This is a genomic window from Bartonella numerosa (assembly GCF_037070845.1).
GTDB lineage: Bacteria > Pseudomonadota > Alphaproteobacteria > Rhizobiales > Rhizobiaceae > Bartonella.
Genome location: NZ_JAYMZI010000005.1, coordinates 13146 through 35465, shown reverse-complemented (window position 1 = coordinate 35465; position 22320 = coordinate 13146). Strand labels below are relative to the sequence as shown.

General features: G+C 40.2%; 14 protein-coding genes. 2 read left to right on the top strand and 12 right to left on the bottom strand.

All coding sequences use genetic code 11. The annotated features are described in order from the left end of the window. Positions 1-47: 47 nt before the first annotated feature. Complete coding sequence (locus WCP75_RS03095; protein WP_336276789.1) at positions 48-1265, bottom strand: N-acetylmuramoyl-L-alanine amidase; 1218 nt, start codon at positions 1263-1265, stop codon at positions 48-50. 609 nt (positions 1266-1874) lie between these two features. Here WCP75_RS03095 and WCP75_RS03090 point away from each other — a divergent pair. Then, positions 1875-4517 carry an Rne/Rng family ribonuclease gene (locus WCP75_RS03090; RefSeq protein ID WP_336276788.1) on the top strand — a complete coding sequence of 881 codons (2643 nt, stop codon included), beginning with the start codon at positions 1875-1877 and terminating at the stop codon, positions 4515-4517. A gap of 83 nt (positions 4518-4600) precedes the next feature. On the opposite strand, the gene WCP75_RS03085 is transcribed toward WCP75_RS03090, so the two are convergent. Further along, the gene (locus tag WCP75_RS03085; RefSeq protein WP_336276787.1) at positions 4601-5215 is read right to left on the bottom strand and encodes an invasion associated locus B family protein; all 615 of its coding nucleotides are present in this window, start codon (positions 5213-5215) and stop codon (positions 4601-4603) included. A 301-nt stretch (positions 5216-5516) separates the two neighbouring features. Between WCP75_RS03085 and WCP75_RS03080 the strand changes: the two genes are divergently transcribed. Then, complete coding sequence (locus WCP75_RS03080) at positions 5517-7328, top strand: extracellular solute-binding protein (protein WP_442894943.1); 1812 nt, start codon at positions 5517-5519, stop codon at positions 7326-7328. A 152-nt stretch (positions 7329-7480) separates the two neighbouring features. Here WCP75_RS03080 and mfd read toward each other — a convergent pair whose 3' ends face one another. The 10 genes from mfd to nuoL form a co-directional block, all read right to left on the bottom strand. Beyond that, complete coding sequence (gene mfd, locus WCP75_RS03075) at positions 7481-10972, bottom strand: transcription-repair coupling factor (protein ID WP_336276785.1); 3492 nt, start codon at positions 10970-10972, stop codon at positions 7481-7483. Positions 10973-10977: 5 nt separating this feature from the next. Continuing rightward, a complete protein-coding gene (locus WCP75_RS03070) occupies positions 10978-11271 on the bottom strand; it encodes a succinate dehydrogenase assembly factor 2 (protein ID WP_336276784.1) in 294 nt (97 codons plus the stop codon). Between the two features lie 72 nt (positions 11272-11343). Continuing rightward, positions 11344-12024: an ABC transporter ATP-binding protein gene (locus WCP75_RS03065; protein WP_336276783.1), complete on the bottom strand. Its 681-nt coding sequence runs from the start codon at positions 12022-12024 to the stop codon at positions 11344-11346. Continuing rightward, positions 12024-13292 carry a lipoprotein-releasing ABC transporter permease subunit gene (locus tag WCP75_RS03060; RefSeq protein WP_336276782.1) on the bottom strand — a complete coding sequence of 423 codons (1269 nt, stop codon included), beginning with the start codon at positions 13290-13292 and terminating at the stop codon, positions 12024-12026. Before WCP75_RS03060 ends, WCP75_RS03065 begins: the two co-directional genes overlap by 1 nt. Before the next feature lie 22 nt (positions 13293-13314). Next, positions 13315-14640 (bottom strand): proline--tRNA ligase, encoded by a 1326-nt coding sequence (proS, locus tag WCP75_RS03055; protein ID WP_336276781.1) that lies wholly within the window; start codon positions 14638-14640, stop codon positions 13315-13317. Positions 14641-14861: 221 nt separating this feature from the next. Beyond that, a complete protein-coding gene (locus WCP75_RS03050) occupies positions 14862-16538 on the bottom strand; it encodes a ribonuclease J (RefSeq protein ID WP_336276780.1) in 1677 nt (558 codons plus the stop codon). Between the two features lie 60 nt (positions 16539-16598). After that, a complete protein-coding gene (locus tag WCP75_RS03045) occupies positions 16599-17402 on the bottom strand; it encodes a biotin--[acetyl-CoA-carboxylase] ligase (RefSeq protein ID WP_336276779.1) in 804 nt (267 codons plus the stop codon). A 5-nt stretch (positions 17403-17407) separates the two neighbouring features. Beyond that, positions 17408-18865, bottom strand: a complete 1458-nt coding sequence (nuoN, locus tag WCP75_RS03040) for an NADH-quinone oxidoreductase subunit NuoN (protein WP_336276778.1) — start codon at positions 18863-18865, stop codon at positions 17408-17410. A 15-nt stretch (positions 18866-18880) separates the two neighbouring features. Next, the gene (locus WCP75_RS03035) at positions 18881-20350 is read right to left on the bottom strand and encodes an NADH-quinone oxidoreductase subunit M (RefSeq protein WP_336276824.1); all 1470 of its coding nucleotides are present in this window, start codon (positions 20348-20350) and stop codon (positions 18881-18883) included. Then, a complete protein-coding gene (nuoL, locus tag WCP75_RS03030; protein ID WP_336276777.1) occupies positions 20350-22314 on the bottom strand; it encodes an NADH-quinone oxidoreductase subunit L in 1965 nt (654 codons plus the stop codon). Before nuoL ends, WCP75_RS03035 begins: the two co-directional genes overlap by 1 nt. Positions 22315-22320: the final 6 nt, after the last annotated feature.

The window sequence follows — 22320 nt, the reverse complement described above, 5'->3', positions numbered from 1 at the left end:
TTTACTTTTAATATTAAAAATTGTTATCGGTACCATATCTTACGAGATCAGGGAGGCTGCATCATTTTCTGCTTATATTCAGCAAATTGGCGAATAGAATCGGCGATAGAAGCGGCCATTTGTTTTCTCCATTCGGAGCTGTTTAGCAATTGTTCATCCTCTTTATTTGACAAATATCCTATCTCTATTAAGACAGAGGGTACATCTGGAGCTTTCAAAACTCGAAAATCACCATATCGATGAGGGTTGTTTATCAAATTAATGCGACTTTTCAGTAAATTTGAGATAACAAGATTGGCAAAATTAACCGAAAATGCATGTGTTTCACGTTGGGTGAGATCGATCAAGATATCTGTAATTTCGATAAACTCTTCAGCGGGAAGTCCATCAAGGAGATCAACCTTATTTTCATTTTCAGCCAAGGATTTTGCAACCATATCAGATGCCTCATCGGAAATGGTATATACCGTAGCACCACGAAGAAAAGAAGCATCAATGCTATCTGCATGAATAGATACAAAAAGGTCAGCATTAAATTCTTGTGCTTTTTTAACTCTCTCGCTTAATCTCAGAAAAATATCAGAATCACGCGTTAGAGCGACAGTGATATGAGGATATTTTTTTAATTCATTTCGCAATGCATGTGCAAAAGCAAGCGTTATATCTTTTTCTAAAATTCCAGTGATTCCCAGTGCACCACTATCGATTCCACCATGCCCTGAATCGAGAACGACGCGAAAATCATTTACTCTACTTTTCTCCTCTGTATTTTTTTTAAAGTTTTCTTTATTTTTGAAAGTACTATGATTCTTTCCTTGTGTACTTTGTGAAATATCAATCAGAAGCTGCCATGAACCATCTCTCAACTTTTGCTCCGTAACTCTTTTAATGGCAAAAGTAACTTTACTCGTCAGGACAATGCGCGAGGTTTTCATATCGAAGAAACCATACTTCACATCTGATATCATATCTGATGGAGAGCTCTTTTTGTTTAAGGATGTATTTTTCGAAAAATCTACTGTAGGCAAATTAATAATTAAACGTGCAGGTCTATCCAAAATTTGCGTGCGTGCATTTGGCTTGTTATTAAAATTTGCGATAATACGTGTGTGCGTACTGTCACCAATGGTTCGCAAAGCAACAAGCCTCAAAGCGTCAGAAGCCTGGACATAGGACTGGAACGTTAAAAGGAATAGCAAGCAACATGCAAAACAGGCTTTCGAATGAACTGATTTTAGACCTTCGGCAGAAAATTTTCCTATCATTTTAATAAAGTACTCTTGTTCTAAAATTCCAAAGCAACAACAACCCCGTCATATATAAATGATGCTCCAGATTTTGATTTTTTTTATAAATAGTGAACTTTTTAACCAAAAACAGCAAAAAACTAAATTGATGTCATGAGGGCATTATAACAGTGCACATTTATATTGTTACTTGCCAAAAGCGTGATATCAACATAAAAGAATATCTACGTTTTCTAGCCGATGGCAGCTTTGGTATTAATTCAGTTCATCTGGAGCCCGTATTAAGCTGTCTTTAGGAGGTTTGTCGCACATCGTGCATCTGGGCTTTTTTTGGGTAAAAAAGTTTTCAAACTTCAAAAGCTAGGGTCGCGTTATTAAAGGTTCGCCGATTTCTATATCCGAACTATTCTCGAGATTTCTTGCCGGAGACTTATAAAAATATGAGTCATATAAAACAAGTGGATGTGATGATCATAGAAACTGCATATGCTGTGATGCATTCGCATGTAACTACCCACTCTGTTGTACCGGCCCCCCTTTTTTGTGGCAGACGGCCCTTTGTATTTCCGAATGATCGTAGCATTCGTCTGAATAAAGTGGTACGTGCTGCCTTTAGGATTTTAACTTATGTCAAACAAAATGCTTATAGATGCCTCCCACCCGGAGGAAACACGTGTTGTCGTTGTTCATGGCAACAAAATTGAAGAATTAGATTTTGAGTCAGAACATAAAAAACAGCTCAAAGGAAATATTTATTTAGCGCGTATTACGCGTGTAGAACCATCTCTCCAAGCTGCTTTTGTGGAGTATGGTGGCAACCGCCATGGTTTTTTGGCATTTTCAGAAATTCATCCTGATTATTATCAAATTCCTGTTGCCGACCGTCTTGCCCTCCTCGAAGAAGAAGAAAAGGCTGCAGAACGGGAAAATTATGCAGATGGATTTTTAGAAGAAACAAAAAAAAGTAAAAAACGTTCTAGAAGAGACAAAAAAAATGAAAAGAACGGCCTCGCAGCAGCAAATTCTGAAAATGACGTAATATCCGAAGAAATCACAGTTGATGGTGTCGAAGAAGTTTTTGATGACGATACTTCCAACGATGAAATTGAAATGGTTGGTGTAGAAGATGTGAGTGAGGAACTTCCTACTTATCAACGTAGGCAAGAACGCCAATATAAAATTCAGGAAGTCATTAAACGGCGTCAAATTTTGTTGGTACAAGTCATCAAAGAAGAGCGCGGCAACAAAGGTGCAGCACTCACAACTTATTTGTCTTTAGCAGGTCGCTATTCTGTTTTAATGCCAAATACAGCGCGGGGGGGTGGTATTTCACGAAAGATTACGAGTGTACAAGATCGTAAACGTCTTAAAGAAATTGTAAAAGAATTAGAAGTTCCGAAAGGCATGGGAGTTATTCTGCGAACCGCCGGAGCAAATAGAACGAAAGCAGAGGTCAAGCGCGATTACGAATACCTCATGCGATTGTGGGATACCATTCGCACTTTAACACTCAAATCAATCGCTCCATGCATCGTTCATGAAGAAAGTAGCCTCATCAAGCGTTCCATTCGAGATCTCTACAATAAAAATATTGACGAAATTCTTGTGTCTGGTGATCCAGGATATCGCGAAGCAAAAAATTTTATGCGTATGCTCATGCCGAGTCACGCAAAAGTCGTTCAACCTTACCGTGACCCTATTCCTATTTTCGTGCGCAACAATATTGAAACTCAACTTGATAAAATGTTGCACCCAAAAGTTTTTTTAAAATCCGGTGGTTACCTCGTTATTAATCAAACGGAGGCACTCGTCGCCATCGATGTCAATTCCGGTCGTTCCACCAAAGAACATTCAGTTGAAAAAACCGCATTACAGACCAACATTGAAGCTGCAGAAGAAATAGCACGTCAATTGCGCTTACGTGATTTGGCTGGATTAATTGTGATTGATTTCATTGATATGTTTGAAGAACGCAATGTGAAAATGGTTGAAAAAAAATTAAAAGATTGCTTAAAAAGTGATCGCGCTCGCATCCAAGTTGGTCACATTTCACATTTTGGCCTTCTAGAAATGAGTCGCCAACGTATTCGCATATCAGTCCTAGAAAGCACAATGCAACAATGCCCACATTGTTACGGGACGGGAAGCATACGTTCTGAATCATCAATTGCTTTGCATGTCATGCGTTCAATTGAGGAACATCTTCTTCATAATCCACAGCATAATATTATCGTACGTACACCTGCGACAACAGCACTTTATGTTTTAAATCACAAACGCAATATCCTTGTTAACCTAGAGACACGCTTCAAGCTCAGCATCAATATTGAAGCAGATGATAGCATAGGGACACAACATCTTGTCATTTCAAAAAGTACAGTGGCGGAGTCTGCCGTTCAATCTTCATTAATATCTGAAAATAACAGCAAGGAAAAAAATGAATCCTCAGCTCTAATAGGAAGTGAATCCGACACGGAAAAAACATCGACTGAAACAAAGCAACGGCGTTGCCGCAAAAATCGTCAAAGCAAGGTTAGTGATAATTCTCTTTCAGTTGTTCATAAAAAAGACGACACTTCAAGCGAAGAAGCTTCCCGTCGTAGAGGACGCCGCCGAGGGCGTTCCGGTGGTCGTCCGGACAAAGATAATAGCCTAAACCAATCTCGTATTTCTCATACAGAGCTGGTAGGAGATTTTTCCAAGCAAAATTTACCAGGAGTTGAAGAGAGCCACGTCCAATCCGTTGAACCTGAAGAAATTAAAAATGAAATACAATCTTTGGTTACACAAAAAAGTGAAATTGCAGGCACTAATTCAACCACTAAGCCCAAAAAGCGTAAAGCAGTTCCTGCAAGAACAACAAAAAGTAAACAGACTTCCGATAACAATCAAAATACAAAAATACAAAACTTTTTTGAAAAAGAAACTACAGTGGATGTAGAACAAAAAACTGAAAAAAAGGAAGCAGAGGACCCTGTGCGTGAAGTGGTACAAGAATCTTCTGAAAAAGCTAAAAAAGTAACGCGTAGAGCACAGAAAAAATCGAATGCTGAAAAATCAATGCAAGTAAAGAAGATATTAGAGCAAGAACCCACACCCGTAACAGAGAGAATTCCCAATCCTTCCCCCGTAGAAAATGAAGGAGTGTCCAACCAATCTGTTATCTCTTCATCAACATTTAATGACGTTGAAGCAATGTCTAGTGGTGTTGATTCTCCAAAAACCAAACGTATCGGCTGGTGGAAACGCAGAATTCGTTCTAAAAATTAAGTGCAAAAAAATTGCCACAAAGTGATTTGTGGCAAAATAAACAGCAGAACGCGAAAAGCCTCTCGCTTCCCCCTCGCCCCATTCTATCGTTCATGTTTGGCTTTTTCTTGTTCAGCCCTCATACGATCTTCAATCTCTTTTTGCTTTGATTGGATAACTTGTTGCAACTTTATTTGTTCTTGTTGAAAATCTTTTTCTTCCATACCAGGACCTGTATACGCAGCCGTAAATCCATTTAAAGAAAACTCAATAGGATTAGCAGACCCCCGGAAATTAACCGTGGTTACAGTCATTTTTGTGCCGTTTTTCATAGCCGCAACAAGCTTATCGTCTAAAATATCATTGGCAATACAACTCGGCCCATTACAAATAATGTAAGGAACTTTTTTAGAAAAATTATCTCCAATTTGAATGCGAACACCTTCTGGCAAAAAGCGACCTGTGGGGACCTGAATCCCTATACGCCTCTCATTTTGTTTTCCTTTTATCTCTACCAGATTAAAAGCTGTTAAAGGCTGGCCCGTACTTGATACAACAGTGTTCATCGTATTACAAATATCAACGTCATGCTGCTTACTGCAAACCTTGTACCAGCCTTGAGACAAAGTCTGCGCATTTACAGGAATATGAACCGCGAAAAACAAAGCTGCACCCCCAGCTAGTACCGAAATAGCAGAATAGACATTTTTGTGCAACATAACTTAGTTAATCCTTTCAACATATTTTTACAAAGGCCCTGCTGTTAGGAACATCACGTACATCCTTCTGGTGTATTCGCTTAAACCAACAACACAGCACCCGCTTACGTGCTTCTTACTCCAAAAAAAAATTCAATTCAGAAAAAAACACCACAACAAACCAAAAAAGCTCCTACGAATCCCCACGTGCCCCCTTTATCACAGCAGCTATTTGTACAATATTTATCTACAAAATACCCTAATACATAAAGTAAAATTACACAAACGAATCGATATTGCAACATGCTTAAAGTGGGCTTTTATGTTATTTTATAAATACCGCCATTTTAAATTTATTTTTGCATTTATGACTTTCCTTTTTAGTCATGGGGCGCTAACAGCAGGTATCGCGATGCATGGAGTGCCAAAATTATCAGATGAATTCGATCATCTTCCTTATGCATTTCCTGAAGCAAACCGAAAAGGGAAAATAACTTACGGTGTCGTTGGGACATTTGACGGACTAAATCCATTTGTTGTCCGTGGTTTTCGAACGACCGCGAGGGGGCTGTTCGCTGATGAACAGTTCTCCGGCCTCGTTTATGAAACAATGATGGTGCGTTCTCGCGATGAAGCTTTCACGCTTTATGGTCTCTTGGCAGAGAGGGTTGAATTAAATGACGAACGTACCGAAATTACCTTCTTTCTTAACCCAGAAGCGCGATTTTCTGATGGAAAACCGATAACCCCCGACGACGTCTTATTCACGATAGAACTCCTCAAGGATAAGGGAAGACTTCCGTTTAATCAGTATATGAAACGCATAGAATCTACTGAAAAAATTGGAAATAACGGTGTAAAAATATATTTTCCACATTCGAAAGATCGTGAGTTTCCACTTCTTTTAGCAAGTGTAATGCCCATTTTGCCAAAGCACACTATCAATGCTGACGATTTTGAGAAGAATGGTTTAGATAAAATTCTAGGAAGTGGCCCTTACGTCATTGAGCGTGTTGATCCAGGAGAACGGATAATTTACAAACGTAATCCTGATTATTGGGGAAAAGATCTCTCCATTAATAAAGGACTAAATAACTTTGATACCATTCAAATCGAGTATTTTCGCAGCGATACAGCGCGCTTTGAAGCCTTTAAAAAAGGCATTATTGACATTTTCATTGAAACAAACCCAAGCCGCTGGAAACACTCTTATAATTTCCCCGCCGTTCGTGAAGGGCGGATTATCAAGGAAAGCTTTTCAAAGGGAACACCAGCTGACGTCATGGGATTTGTTTTTAACACACGCCGCATTATTTTTAAAGACAAAAGAGTAAGACAAGCATTATCGATGCTTTTTGATTTTGAATGGACCAATCGCCATTTGTTCAATAACGTCTATACTAGGACAGAGGGTTATTGGGACGGATCTGTTCTTTCAGCAATCGGAAGGCCTGCGAGCAAAAAAGAAGAATTGCTTTTAGCACCTTATCCTGACGCCGTTCTTCCTGAGGTGATGGACGGGAGTTGGCGTGTACCGAAAACAGATGGATCAGGGATGGATAGGTTGGCTATTCAAAGGGCTTGGAAACTTTTACAGAAAGCTGGTTTTACCAAAAAAAACGGTATGGTTGTTCTCCCCAATGGTCTACCTTTCCAGTTTGAGATCATGACCAGATCGCTTGAGGAAGAGAAAATCGCACTGGCATTTCAAAGTACTTTGTTACGACTCGGCATCTACGCAGAAATAAGAACCGTCGACGACAGTCAATATCAAAGTCGCCTGGGGATGTTTGATTACGATATGATTATTGGAAGATTACGAAACTCCCTATCGCCAGGAAATGAACAAACAAATCGCTGGGGATCAATTTCTCAAAATTTAAAAGGGAGTTTTAATTTTGCCGGAGTAGCCGATCCCGCTGTAGACGCGATGATAGCAGCCATGCTCGATTCACGTTCAGATGTTGATTTTATCGCAGCGGTTCGTGCTTTGGATAGGATTCTTATTTCTGGAAGTTACTACATACCACTTTACCATTTGCCTAAGCAGTGGATAGCCCGTTGGTCATATATTAAGCACCCTACTTATACCCCACTTTACGGATACCGCCTTCCAGCTTGGTGGCGTGAATGAACAACTTTTTTACAGAAACACCACATCAGGTTACTCCTAATTATGAAATTACCGTTTGATAATGGCAAACGCTCATCAAAAAATTTTTTTCAATGTCTGTAATTATATACGGTACAAATTTGTTAAATAGAGTAATATTATCATAGTCGTCATCATTCAGACATTTCTGCAAGTTGTGCCATGATATTTGCGGACCCGGTGAGTTTCTCGTCTATCGTCGCCCAATTGCGAATAAGAACGATACTCTGGTTTGGTCGGATTTTTGCCATCGCGCCCTGTTTTCCAATCCATTGAACAAGAGCAACACCGTTTTTAAAATAATTATCACGAAACTGCACAACAATTCCCTTTGGTCCAGCATCCAGTTTTTCTACATGCGCCTTTCGACATAATATTTTTATATGAAAAACTTTAAGAAGATATCGAACTTCAGGCGGCAAAGGACCAAAACGATCAATTAATTCAGCCCCAAATTCATTGATCTGTTCTAGATTATCTAGCTCTGTTAAACGGCGATAAAGGCCAATACGCAACGACAAATCAGGTACGAAACTTTCCGGTATCATGACTGTTACACCAAGAGAGATTTGAGGTGACCATTGCTCGTCCCCGTTTATCTTACCATCTTTTAAATCAGCAACAGCCTCTTTGAGCATCTTTTGATATAATTCGAATCCAACTTCTTTGATATGTCCTGATTGCTCTTCGCCTAAAAAATTGCCCGAACCGCGAATATCCATATCATGACTTGCCAATTGAAAACCGGCTCCCAGAGTGTCAAGAGACTGCAAAACTTTAAGACGACGATCAGCAGCAGGGGTTAAAATTTTACCAGAAGGAAACGTAAACAGCGCATAAGCACGCTGCTTTGAGCGCCCTACTCTACCCCGCAATTGATAGAGTGCAGATAAACCAAACATCTCAGCGCGATGCACAATTAACGTGTTAGCCGTTGGAATATCAAGACCAGATTCAATGATAGTTGTCGACACTAAAACATCGTATTGGCCATCGTAAAACGCATTCATAATATCATCAAGTTGTACAGCTGGCATCTGCCCATGAGCTACAACAAATTTAAGCTCCGGCACATACGTCTTTAGATATTCTTCCACAAAAGCAAGATCCGAAATACGGGGGCAAACGTAAAAACTTTGTCCACCGCGGTAATATTCTCGGAGCAACGTCTCTCGTACGACGAGCGAATCGAAAGGCGAAATAAAAGTGCGCACCGCCATTCTATCAACGGGTGGAGTCGTTATCAATGAAAGTTCACGTACTCCCGATAATGCTAATCCTAAAGTTCTTGGAATTGGTGTCGCTGAAAGCGTAAGAACATGAATGTCACTCTTAAGTTCCTTTAGGCGCTCTTTATGCTTTACTCCAAAATGCTGTTCCTCATCAATAATAAGGAGCCCCAAGCGCGAAAAATTGACCGCATTACTCAGTAACGCGTGCGTTCCAATAACGATATCAATAGTACCATCTGAAATTCCTTTTTTAACCCTTGCTAGCTCTTTAGCATCCACGAGCCTTGAAACATGACCAATTTTAACAGGTACTCCTTGAAAGCGTGAGAGAAAAGTCTTGTAATGCTGTCGTGAAAGCAAAGTGGTCGGCACAACAACAGCAACCTGATATCCCCCCAACGCCGCAACAAAAGCGCTCCTAATGGCGATTTCGGTTTTTCCAAAGCCGACATCTCCACATATCAAACGATCCATTGGCTTTCCTGATGCCATATCACATAATACAGCATCGATTGCATCCATTTGATCTTCCGTCTCTTCATAAGGAAAACATGCAACAAATTCATCAAATAACCCGTTTTCTGGAACTAAAATAGGTGCAGAACGTACAGCGCGCTCCGCAGCCACGCGGACCAATTGTCCCGCTATTTCTAATAAATATTTTTTCAGCCGTGCTTTACGTGCCTGCCAAGCGACACCACCTAACTTATCTAGGATTACGTCTGTCCCCTCCGCTCCATAACGTGAGAGGAGTTCGATATTTTCAACCGGTAAAAAAAGTCGATCGCCTCCCGCATATTTGACTTCTAAACAATCCCTCAAAATTCCGGTTGTCATAATGGTTTTAAGACCAACAAATTGCCCGATACCATGATCAAGGTGCACAACTATATCGCCAGAATTTAAAGCAGCGACTTCAGAAATGAAATTTGTAGCATTACGTTTGCGCTGTCTTGGCGACCTTATGAATCTATCTCCCAGAATATCCTGTTCTGTTATAATAACGAAATCCTCGGTTTCAAAACCATGCTCAATCATTATAACGGCCGCAGATACACAATCGTATGGCATTTCCCTGATATTTTCTAATGACTTTGCAATATTTACCTTTGTCAATCCGTGATCACAAAAAACTTGTAATAAACGATCGAGAGACCCTTCACTCCAGAAAGCTAAAAGTACTTTTTTACCAGAAGCATGTAACGAAGCAATGTGGTCAATTACGCTTGAAAAGACGCTTTTTTCCTGCACACTACGCTCTTTTACAAAATTATACCCCGGTTTAACATTTGCGTGCACAATCGTTCGTCCCGGAATTTGCGGAGCATTAAAAGGTGTGAAATCAATACGCTGCACAAATTGTTGTGCTCGCTCTAAAATAGAGTTTGGCGTTAGATAAAGAAGGTTAGGCTTCACAGGATGATAAAAAGCAGAACTTTCTTCGTCATTTTCGTGTTCTTTACGGGTAGCGTAATAATCTTCAATAAGACGATAACGCTCTATTAGGGCTTCTTCTACAAGGTTTTGAAAAACAACGGTAAAATCACAGCAATAATCAAAAAAAGTGTCAAGTTTTTCATAAAAAAACGGTAACCAATGCTCCATACCAGAAAAACGCCGCCCTTGAGAAATTGCTTTGTAAAGCATATTATTTTTCTGTGATACACCAAACTCGCGGACGTAATTGCTTTTAAATTTACTAACAAACTCAGGAGCAAGAATAACCTCACTCATCGACTGTAATAACAATCCAGTTCTTTGGCTTGTCGTTCTTTGTGTAGCAGTATCGAATACACGTATATTCTCTAGAGTATCTCCAAAAAAATCAAGACGTAGAGGCTTGATATCCATGGGAGAAAAAATGTCAATGATATCCCCCCTCACAGCGAACTCACCGACATCACGAACAACCGTGACGCGCTCAAACCCCCTAGACTCCAGAGATTGAATTAAATGTTCCACGTTAATATTTTGTCCAACACGCGCGCGGAAAACCTGATCTTCAATTATATTCTTGGGAGGCAGTTTTTGCATAATTGCATTTGCTGTTGTTAATATGATGGCAGAACGCGGATTTTTACAAAGATCTAATATACGCGCCAAAGCCGATAATCGACGTGCCATAACAGAAACTCCGGGCGACACGCGGTCATAAGGCAAACAATCCCAAGCAGGAAATTGAATAACAGGCAAATTTGGTTCAATGAAATTTAAAATCTGTTGTAGACAAGGAATATTAGTTCCATCACGAACGACGTAAACAAGCGGCTTATTTTTCGCGACTTCTGAACTCAATTTAATAAGCGCAAAAGCTTCAAATCCATCAGCGACCCCGTCAAAAACCATGAAAGTAGAAATACTTTTGGGAACGACAATTTTTTTAAATAGAGGCATAAGGATCAATTTGAACTTGTGTAAACACGATAATTTACAATGTCGTGAAAAAGTGGACTATTAATAATTTCAGACGGTGGTGAAATCTCCCCAGTAATCCACATAAACAAGTCGCGATCATCAAAGGACATAATGTACTCAAGCTCAGAGACAGCCTCACCACTCATATTAGCAATATGAGCGTCCACATAGCTCCCTAAAATTAAATCCATTTCACGAATCCCCCGATGCCACGCACGAAAAACCAATCTGCGACGACGCACGCTCAACCGACTCCCGCCAACGACAAAACCCGTCATAAAAAGCTCCTTAGTAGGCGAAAAATAATATCAATACAATACCAATTTACAAAACAAATTTTTTACCTCGCCTTAAGGCAATTCAATAATCTTTCTTTCTTTTAGTGTAATTCTGCGATGCATTTGCTTAGCCAAAGAGTAATTATGCGTCGCAACAAGGGCAGAGAGCCCCGATTGACGGACAAGCACAGACAAAGCTTGAAATACGTAAGCTGAGGTTATAGGATCGAGATTTCCAGTAGGCTCATCGGCTAAAAGAACTGAAGGAGCATTTGCTATCGCACGCGCAATAGCAACACGCTGTTGCTCACCGCCCGATAATTCCGATGGACGATGTCTGGCGCGATGAGAAACACGCAAGTATGTCAATAGTTTAAACGCACGATCCTCCGCTACGGACTTTTTTAATCCAGCTATCATTTGTGGTATCATGACATTTTCCAAGGCTGTGAATTCTGGAAGTAAATGGTGAAATTGATAAACAAAACCAATATCATTTCTCCTGATTTCTGTCCTCTCATCATCAGGACGCTTTGTACAAACAACCCCCCGTAACACCACATCACCCGCTGTTGGTCTTTCCAACAACCCAGCAATATGGAGAAGAGTAGATTTTCCAACACCAGATGGTGCAACAAGCGCCACGAGCTCCCCACGATTAAGAGTGAAATTAGCCTTATCCAAGATAACCAAAGGTTTCCCACTCTCGAAAAAACACTGATCAATCTCAACAAGCTCTAAAATAGCTGCCATCACTCGTACCTTAGAGCTTGCACCGGATCTAATCTAGCAGCCCGCCACGCCGGAACGAGCGCAGCAAGAAACGACAGACATAAAGACATTATAGCAACCACAACCGTCTGACTCCACTCAATTCGTGCTGGCAATTTTGTTAAAAAGTATAACTGAGGATTAAAGACATCAACATTAAATAGCCAAGATATGAAATTCTGAATATGCTCGATATTTGCAGCAGCGATAATACCTAAAATCAGACCTAATATTGTTCCAATAAATCCAATCATCATCCCAGTTGCAATAAAGATACGCAGAATCGCGTTTTTACGCGCTCCCATCGTACGCAGAATTGCAATATCGTGGCTTTTGTCTTTTACTAGCATAATAAGCCCCGAAGTAATATTTAGAGCAGCAACGAGAATGATAAGGGAAAGAATAAAAAACATAACATTCCGCTCAATCTGCAAAGCTGAAAAAAAAGCTTGATTGCGTGTGCGCCAATCAACTAAATAGACTTGCTTATTAACGACTTTTTCTATCAACGGCTTTATCTGATCGACAGCATCTGGATCATCCAAAAATAATTCTAAAGATTTTATCTTATCTTCTAAATTAAAAAACATTTGCGCTTGTCGAAGAGGCATAAAAACGAATATTGAGTCATACTCAGACATACCAACCTCAAAAATTGCGATAACCTTATAGGCCTTAACACGCGGCGTAACTCCAAAAGGGGTTACATCGCCTTCTGGCGTAATGATACGGAGATCGCTCCCTATTGTAAGCCCCAATTTCGCTGCCAAACCGCTTCCGATCGCAACCCCCTCTTCTTCATCGAATTTAGAAAGAGTACCAAACTTTATATTTCGATATACCATCTTAAGTTTTTCTAAATCTCGTTTACGTACACCTCTAACCAAAGCACCAGAACCGCCCTCAAATTCACCCTGCACAAGTGCTTGACCTTCAACAACGGGAAGAACAAATTTTACGCCATTCACGGATTCTAAAGAAGGAATAAGAGAGTTATAATCCGAAAAACCAGAATCAGCTGTTTGTACGATAAGATGTCCGTTCATACCAAGGATACGGCTGAGAAGCTCTGTATGAAAACCATTCATCACAGCCATAACAACGACCAAAGCGAATACCCCCAGCATAATTCCAATTAAAGAAATAATTGAAATAACGGACGCAACCACATGTTTTCTATTCGGCATCATATAACGAAAAGCTATCATCCATTCATAAGATGAAAACCACTCATTCCTCAACCTATTCATAACATTGTCCATACATCGTCCGTCAAATAGTAGAAAATTGATTGAGTACTTCTTCAACTTTTAAGATTTTTTTTACATTCGTTTTTCGATCTTTAACGTCAACTTCGTTTTGCGCGGCATTTTTGGGACCAACAATGATTTGCGTCGGCACACCAATTAGATCCATCACCGCAAACTTTGATCCAGGGCGCTCATTTCTGTCATCCAATAATGGATCGAGACCAGCATTAATTGCTGCTTGATAAAGAGTCTCACACGTGCAAGTACATTTTTCGTCGTCTGGATTCATATTGACAATACCAAAATCAAACGGTGCCACTGATTTTGGCCAAACGATACCATTTTCATCGTGAGAACCCTCAATGATCGCGGCAACAAGACGCGAAGGACCAATTCCATAAGATCCCATAGAGACCATATGCTCTTTTCCATCCTGCCCCATAATTTTTGCTCCCATTGGGCCAGAATATTTTGTACCAAAATAAAAAATATGCCCAACTTCAATGCCACGAGTAGATAAACGATTGTTTTCGGAAACCTCAGCCCATTCCTCTTCATTATGCATTTCCTCCGTAGCTGCATAAAAAGACGTCCATTCTCTCACAATGTCGGCTAAAGCAACCTTATCAGTAAAATCAACATCGGCGCGCGGAATAGTAAGTTCTAGAAACCTCTTGTCACAAAATATAGCGCTCTCACCTGTATTTGCTAAGATAATGAACTCATGACTAAGTTCACCGCCTATAGGACCCGTATCAGCACGCATAGGAATTGCTTTTAAGCCCATGCGTGAAAAAGTGCGTAAATAAGCTACGAACATACGGTGATAAGATGTCTTTGCACTTTCATGATCAAAATCAAATGAATAAGCATCTTTCATTAAAAATTCCCGGGAACGCATAACACCAAAGCGTGGACGGATTTCATCACGAAATTTCCATTGAATATGATACAAATTAAGCGGAAGATCCTTATAAGAACGAACGTATGAACGAAAAATATCTGTTATCATTTCTTCGTTGGTTGGACCGTAGAGTAAATTACGCCCCTGACGGTCTTTGATACGCAACATTTCTAGACCATAATCATCGTAACGACCGCTTTCACGCCAAAGATCAGCGGATTGAATAGTGGGCATCAATACTTCTATAGCACCAGCCCGCTCCTGCTCTTCACGAATAATTTTACAAACTTTATCAAGAACTTTTTTACCTAAGGGTAGCCAAGAGTAAATCCCTGATGCCTGCTGGCGAATCATACCCGCACGCAACATGAGGCGATGAGAGACAATTTCTGCTTCTTTAGGATTTTCTTTTAAAATAGGGAGGAAATATCGAGAAAGACGCATTGAAGTAATTAACTCCTAACCAAATACACCACGTCGAAACAATTCAAAATATACTACGCACCGATCTATAACTACATTCTGAATACTTTCAAGCATAGTAACCACATTATTAAGAAATTTATGTACTCTATTTTTTGTTGATCATGTTTCAGCAATAAGACAACCTAACAAGCTCCTTCTATTTCTTTAATCAAAAAGAGATCACATGACACCAAAATATCTTATTTGGATCGATGCAAAAAAACTGTGCAAACAGGTTTTTTTTGCCATATTGCATTAACTGATGCTCTTACCGCACGCCGCACCGCTTCTCGAATAAGTTCATTATTTTTTCGCGTGGCACGCGGAATACTATGAATGGTATTTTCGACGACGTCTAAAAGCACATTTTTTAGAATCTTACCCTTTCCATCATTTTCAGGTAAACCAAATGTGGTCAAACAAATATCACCAAAAAGATCATGCCTGCTATCCATTTGAAAAGAAACAGCAACATAACCAGCGTAACTTAATTTTCGACGCTCACGAATTCCCAGCTCATCTTCATCACCAATGAGGCAACCATCCTTGTAAATACGCCCAACAGAAATTTGATCAACAACCTCTACAGGCTCTGGTGCGAGACGCAACATACTCCCGTTTCTGATATCAACAACGGTTTTAATACCCGCTTGGCGTGCTAAATTTGCTTGAGAAGCAATATGAATCGATTCACCGTGTACAGGAACAAGTATCCGTGGTTTCACCCAATCGTACATCTGTAAAAGCTCTGAACGATAAGGATGACCCGAAACGTGTGTCAGTGCATCATTATTCGTAATAATTTTAACCCCCAAATCTATAAAGCGGTTCTGTATTTCAATGATAGCTTTTTCATTTCCTGGAATTGTTCTAGACGAATAAATGACAGTATCACCGGCCGAAAGCGCGATATGACCCATTTCTTTCCGTGACAATTTTGCCAAAGCTGCACGCGGCTCACCCTGACTACCCGTTACGATCAAAACAATATCTTTTCGCGAAATATAACCGTAATCTTCTTCTGTAATGAATGGCGCTAAGCCACTCATATAACCGAGTTCTTGTGCAACTGCGATACTTCTCTTAAGGGAGCGTCCAACAACGAGAACTTTGCGCCCAGCAGTTTCAGCTGCAAGAGCGATTGAACGTATTCGAGCAATATTAGATGCAAAAGTTACGACAGCAATCTGCCCCTCAGCTTTTGAAAAAACTTCAGAAAGGCTTCCCTGAATCTCTCGCTCAGATGGCGATACACTATCCCGGCACGCATTAGTAGAATCACAAAGCAACGCCAAAACACCTTTTTTTCCTAAGACGCGAAATCGTTTTTCATCTGTTGCGTCTCCAAGCGAAGGCGTACGATCAATTTTCCAGTCGCCAGTATGGATGATAGTGCCTAAAGATGTTGTAATTGCCAGGGACACGGATTCGGGAATAGAATGGTTAACTGCAATGGCTTCAACAGAAAAAGAGCCAACCTGAAAACAATCGCCTGCTCGAAAAATATTTAACGGAATTTTATATGATCCGAAATCTGATTGATTTTTGCCCTCTAATAATCCTGCCGTAAAAGGAGTGCAGTAAAGTGGGATTTTAAGCCTTGGCCATAAATCGAGGACGGCGCCGTAGTGATCTTCGTGAGCGTGCGTCAAAACGAGGCCGCGTATATTGTGCTTTTCGCTCTCCAAAAAACGAATATCTGGCAAAATAAGATTTACGCCCGGTAACTCAGGACCAGCAAAACTAACCCCCATATCAACAAGCAGCCATTCACGAAAATCCAGAGAACCAAAGCTATAAGCAGCTAAATTCATCCCTATTTCACCTACTCCCCCGAACGGTAAAAAAGTGAATTCATTTCCATTAGCCGCAACCATAAACTTCTCCTAAAGAATTAAATAATTCAGTGGCAAGATAAAATTTCATAATTTTATAAATCAACGACGGCTCGCGCTAACAGAAGCTGCCGAACCAAAATGAACATCCCCGGTCGTTACGACTGCCCGCCGACCACTGTTCTGCTTTATGATGCAGTTAAAATCACTGTCAAGACCATCAAAAACACCTTCGATAATTTTTTTATCATTGACTATTTTGACATGCTTCCCAAGATGAGCTGAATACGAGAGCCACTTTTTACGGATCACACTTCTTCCCCCTGGTTGTTTCCAAAGGAGATAATTTTTAGAAAAATATTCAGTCAAAACTGTAAACAACTGCTTCACATCAACGTGAAGGCCAATATTTTTCAAACTTGAAGTGGGATATGGCGCATTTTCGCAATGGTGACTCACATTTATTCCAATACCAATAACTAACGCATACCGTTGTGACGTTACCTCAAAACTTTCAAGCAAGATTCCCGAACTCTTAGCCCCCTTTAACAATATATCATTTGGCCATTTTAAGCTAATGATATCATTCACTTGTTTTTTATCTTTTATAAACTCTCTTATTGTTTCTGCCACACTAACTCCGGCAACAAAACCAAACTGAGCAGCAGTTTTATGAACGGTATCATCAACCAACAAAAGGCTAGAATACAGATTTCCTTTCGGACTATACCACGCCCTTCCCCTTCTTGCTTTTCCCTGTAACTGCTCTCTCGCTACAATCCAAAGACGACCCAAATGACCTACATACGCCCTTTTTCGCGCAACAGAATTTGTCGAATCAACAACTTCATGCGACTCGACAACATATCCTTGCTCCCGCGCAAAATCTGACAAAACATAAGTCATATTCGCTAAAATAACGCAACTGCGGCTTTTTCTGCTAATTCAGAAAACCAGGACCCAAAGAACATGTAAAATAGAGTAAATAACGCAAAAAAACCAAGACAAAACCGAAGCTCGGTCGACAAAATAAAACAACCAATCTTCTCATCATCAAACCACATAATTTTGACAATCCGTAAATAGTAAAAAGCTCCAATAACGGATGCAACCATACCAACGATAACAAACGGGACAAAACCAGCATTGACAGCGGCAGAAAATGTATACCACTTCCCAAAAAAACCAGCCATAGGCGGTATACTTGCCAGAGAAAAAAGCTGTATTGTCATCACAACAGCCATAAAAGGATTAGTCTTTATCAACCCCGAGAGATCATAAATATTTTCAATATTTTCACTGCTCGACCGCATTCCAAGAATAAAAGCAAATGAGCCAAGTGTCATACCGAGATAAATAGTCATATAAAGGATCACGCTTTTTATCCCAAGCACATCTCCAGCAGCCAGACCAATGAGCGCGTATCCGATGTGACTAATCGAGGAATACGCCATTAAACGCTTAATATTGCTCTGGCCAATCGCTGCAAATGCACCAAGAATCACAGACGCAACTGCCATGAATATCAAAATCTGCTGCCATGCAGGCATAACACCATCAGGACCGGAACTTAATGGAACAAAAGCCACAACAACGGTACGAACCATCAAAGACATCGCAGCAATTTTGGGAGCAACAGCAAAAAATGCTGTAACAGGCGTCGGCGCCCCCTCATAAACATCAGGGGTCCACATATGAAACGGAACTGCAGAGATTTTAAAGCCTAAGCCAGCCAAAATAAAGACAATTCCAAAAATAACACCTAATTTCATATCTTCATTTTTCAAAGTAACTGCAATTTCGTGAAAACCAATTTGGCCAGTAAAACCATAAAGCAAAGAAACACCATAAAGCAGCAATCCTGAAGACAGAGCTCCCAAAACAAAATATTTAATACCTGCTTCAGAAGACTTCACATTGTCGCGGTTAATCGCAGCCAGAACGTACAAAGCAAGAGATTGTAACTCCAACCCCATGTAAAGTGACAGCATATTACCCGCAGAAATCATGAACATCATGCCGAGAATTGCTAAAAGAACTAACACTGGAAATTCGAATGTATCAAATTTTTGAGTGCAGGTAAAACCAACCGACATAATGAGAGAAAAAAGCGCCGCAATGAGAGTTAAAACCTTCATATAACGACTGAAAGAATCTATAATAAGCGCATTGGTTTGAAATGACCCATTTTGAGGAAAAATGACGATCACGACGATAGTCGCTACAAGAAGGGCAATCGCTAAACCAGTCACAGTCAAATAGGAGCGCGAACCAGAATAAACGCCAATTAAAAGCAATACGACGGCACCTAACGCTATTAAAATTTCCGGGAAAATTAACACTAATTGAGTCATTAATTCAGTTTGCATGAGCATTCTTCTCTTCTAGTGTAGTTTGTTAATAAGAGCTTTTACAGAAAGCGCCGTTGTTTTTAAAATAGGGGTCGGATAAACACCAAAAAATATCGTGAGAATAACCATCGGATAGAGGATGATCTTCTCTCTAGAAGAAAGATCCGTGAGGACCTTCAAACTTTCCTTATTTAAGGCACCAAAGACTACGCGCCTATAAAGATAAAGCGCATAAGCAGCAGATAAAATAACACCTGTTGTGGCAAAAATTGCGACTAATTTACTAATTTGAAAAACACCTAATAAAGTCAAAAATTCGCCTAAAAATCCCGACGTTCCTGGCAGACCAATATTTGCCATAGTAAAGATCAGGAACACAACCGCGTATTTAGGCATGTTATTTACCAAACCACCGAAAGCAGCAATTTCACGTGTATGCAGACGATCATATACAACCCCAACACAAAGAAATAAAGCTGCTGACACAATCCCGTGAGACAACATTTGATAAATAGCACCCTGAACGCCCTGCTCATTCGCGGCAAAAATACCCATAGTCACATATCCCATATGAGCCACTGATGAATAAGCAATGAGCTTTTTCATATCAGTCTGAACAAGAGCAACCAACGAAGTATAAACGATAGCAATAAGCGATAATACGAAAATTAGAGAAGAAAGATTAGCTGAAGCAACAGAAAACATCGGCAAAGAAAAACGGATGAAGCCATAACCGCCCAATTTAAGCATTATACCAGCTAACATAACAGACCCCGCCGTTGGAGCTTCCACGTGAGCATCCGGCAACCACGTATGCACAGGCCACATCGGCATTTTAACGGCAAAAGAAGCAAAAAATGCAAGCCACAACCATGTTTGCATATGTGAAGGAAATTGATAATCCATTAAAGTCGGCACATCGAGTGTTCCTGCTTCCCAATACATAACCATAACTGCCACCAGCATGAGGACCGAACCAAGAAAAGTATACAGAAAAAACTTCATACTAGCATAAACGCGACGCTCTCCGCCCCAAACACCAATAATAATAAACATAGGGATGAGGCTGCCTTCAAAAAAAACATAAAACAATATCGCGTTGAGAGCGCAAAAAACTCCAATAACAGCGACTTCAAGAAGCAAAAAAGAAATCATATAAATTTTTAATTTATCTTGAACAGTTTCCTGACTTGCTAAAATACAAAAAGGCAAAAGAAAAGCCGAAAGGACAACAAATAAAACGGAAATGCCATCAATACCCATGTGATAATAGATATCGCTGCCCAACCAATTGAATCTCTCAGTCATTTGAAAATCAGGATTTGTATTATCAAACCCAGCCCAAATTACCAAAGAGATGATAAAAACAAATACACTCGTGAAAAACGCAACATTACGTATATTGCGTTTTGCTGCCTCGCTGTCATCTTTGATCAGCAAAATTAAAATTACACCAACAAGCGGTAAAAACGTAACCGTGGAGAGAATAGGCCAATCAGTCATCAACTCAAGCTCCCGATCATCATCCACGTAATCAACCCCGCAACGCCGACGAGCATCGCAAACGCATAATGATAAAGATAACCCGTCTGCATCCGAACAACTTTATTTGTGATATCGACGACACGTGCGGCAACACCATCTGGACCAAAACCGTCAATAACCTTACCATCACCAACTTTCCAAAAAAAGCGACCAACTTTTAAAGAAAAACGAACAAACAAGATGTCATACAATTCATCAAAATACCATTTATGATAAAAAAACCGATGTATAGAAGGCATAAACTTTGCAATTTTTTTCGGAATAAATGGAGCAACTACGTAAAATAAGTATGCTAACACAAACCCAAAAATCATCACTGTAAACGGTGACCATTTAACCCAGATTGGAACGTTATGCACTTCGTGAAGGATATGGTTATGCGCCCCTGTAAATAAAGCTCTCTTCCAAAATGCATTGTACAAATCACCGAAAAAATAAGGTTGAAAAACTACACCAGAAAACAGTGCCCCAACAGACAAAATAAAAAGCGGCACTAACATAACCGGAGGCGATTCATGAACATGATGCATAACGTCGACAGTTGCACGTGGCTTGCCATGAAACGTCATGAACAAAAGACGCCACGAGTAAAAGCTGGTCAATAATGCTGCAAAAACGAGAAGCCAAAAAGCATACCCTGAAGCAACATTATGAGAGACAAATGCTGACTCTATAATTGCATCCTTAGAAAAAAATCCAGCCGTTCCAAAAAGTGTTCCCGGAATTCCAACACCTGTTAACGCAATAGTACCTATCACCATCATCCAATAGGTTACTTTTATATGCCTGCGCAAACCTCCCATTTTTCGCATATCCTGCTCATCTGATACTGCATGAATCACAGACCCAGCACCAAGAAACAGCAAAGCTTTGAAAAAAGCATGAGTAAAAAGATGAAAAACAGCTGCTCCATAAGCCCCGACGCCTAACGCAACGAACATATAGCCAAGCTGTGAGCACGTAGAATAAGCGATGACGCGCTTAATATCATTTTGCACCAGCCCCACAGTGGCCGCAAAAAACGCGGTTGTAGCTCCAACAACGATAACAACCGTCAAAGCAACAGAAGAGAGTTCAAAAATCGGAGACATACGTGCGACCATAAAAACACCCGCTGTTACCATTGTAGCCGCATGAATAAGCGCCGATACAGGTGTCGGTCCTTCCATTGCATCAGGAAGCCATGTGTGCAGCAAAAATTGTGCCGATTTCCCCATGGCTCCAACAAACAACAAAAGACACGTGATAGTAATCGCCGCCTGTCCATCAAGATTCCAGCCCAAAAAAGTTATATTTTGTGCAAAACTGCCATCCGCAGCCTTTTCAAAAATAGAATAAAAATCAACAGACTTAAACAAAACAAAAATGCTGAAGATACCTAAAAGAAAGCCGAAGTCCCCGACACGATTAACTATAAAGGCCTTCATAGCAGCCTTATTGGCAGAAGCCTTCTGAAACCAAAAACCAATTAATAAATAAGATGCAAGCCCAACACCTTCCCATCCAAAAAACATCTGCACCAAATTATTGGCTGTCACCAGCATAAGCATCATAAACGTGAACAAAGAGAGATATGCAAAAAAACGAGGTCTCGAAGGATCACGATGCATATAACCAATTGAATAAATGTGCACCAACGCCGAAACACTGTTTACAACAACGAACATGACAGCCGTCAATGTATCAATGTACAATACCCAGTTAAAATTCAAGACACCGATATTAACCCAATACAATAACGGAATATTAATCAATGCAGCATGACCGATAGCAATATTAAAAAATACCACCCACGACAATGCAGCAACAACGAGCATAAAGCTACACGTCACCAACTCACAGGCGCGAGCACCCAAAGTTTTTCCACCTACAGCAGAAATTAAAAAACCTAAAAGTGGGAGAAAGACGATTGTGTGATACATCACTGA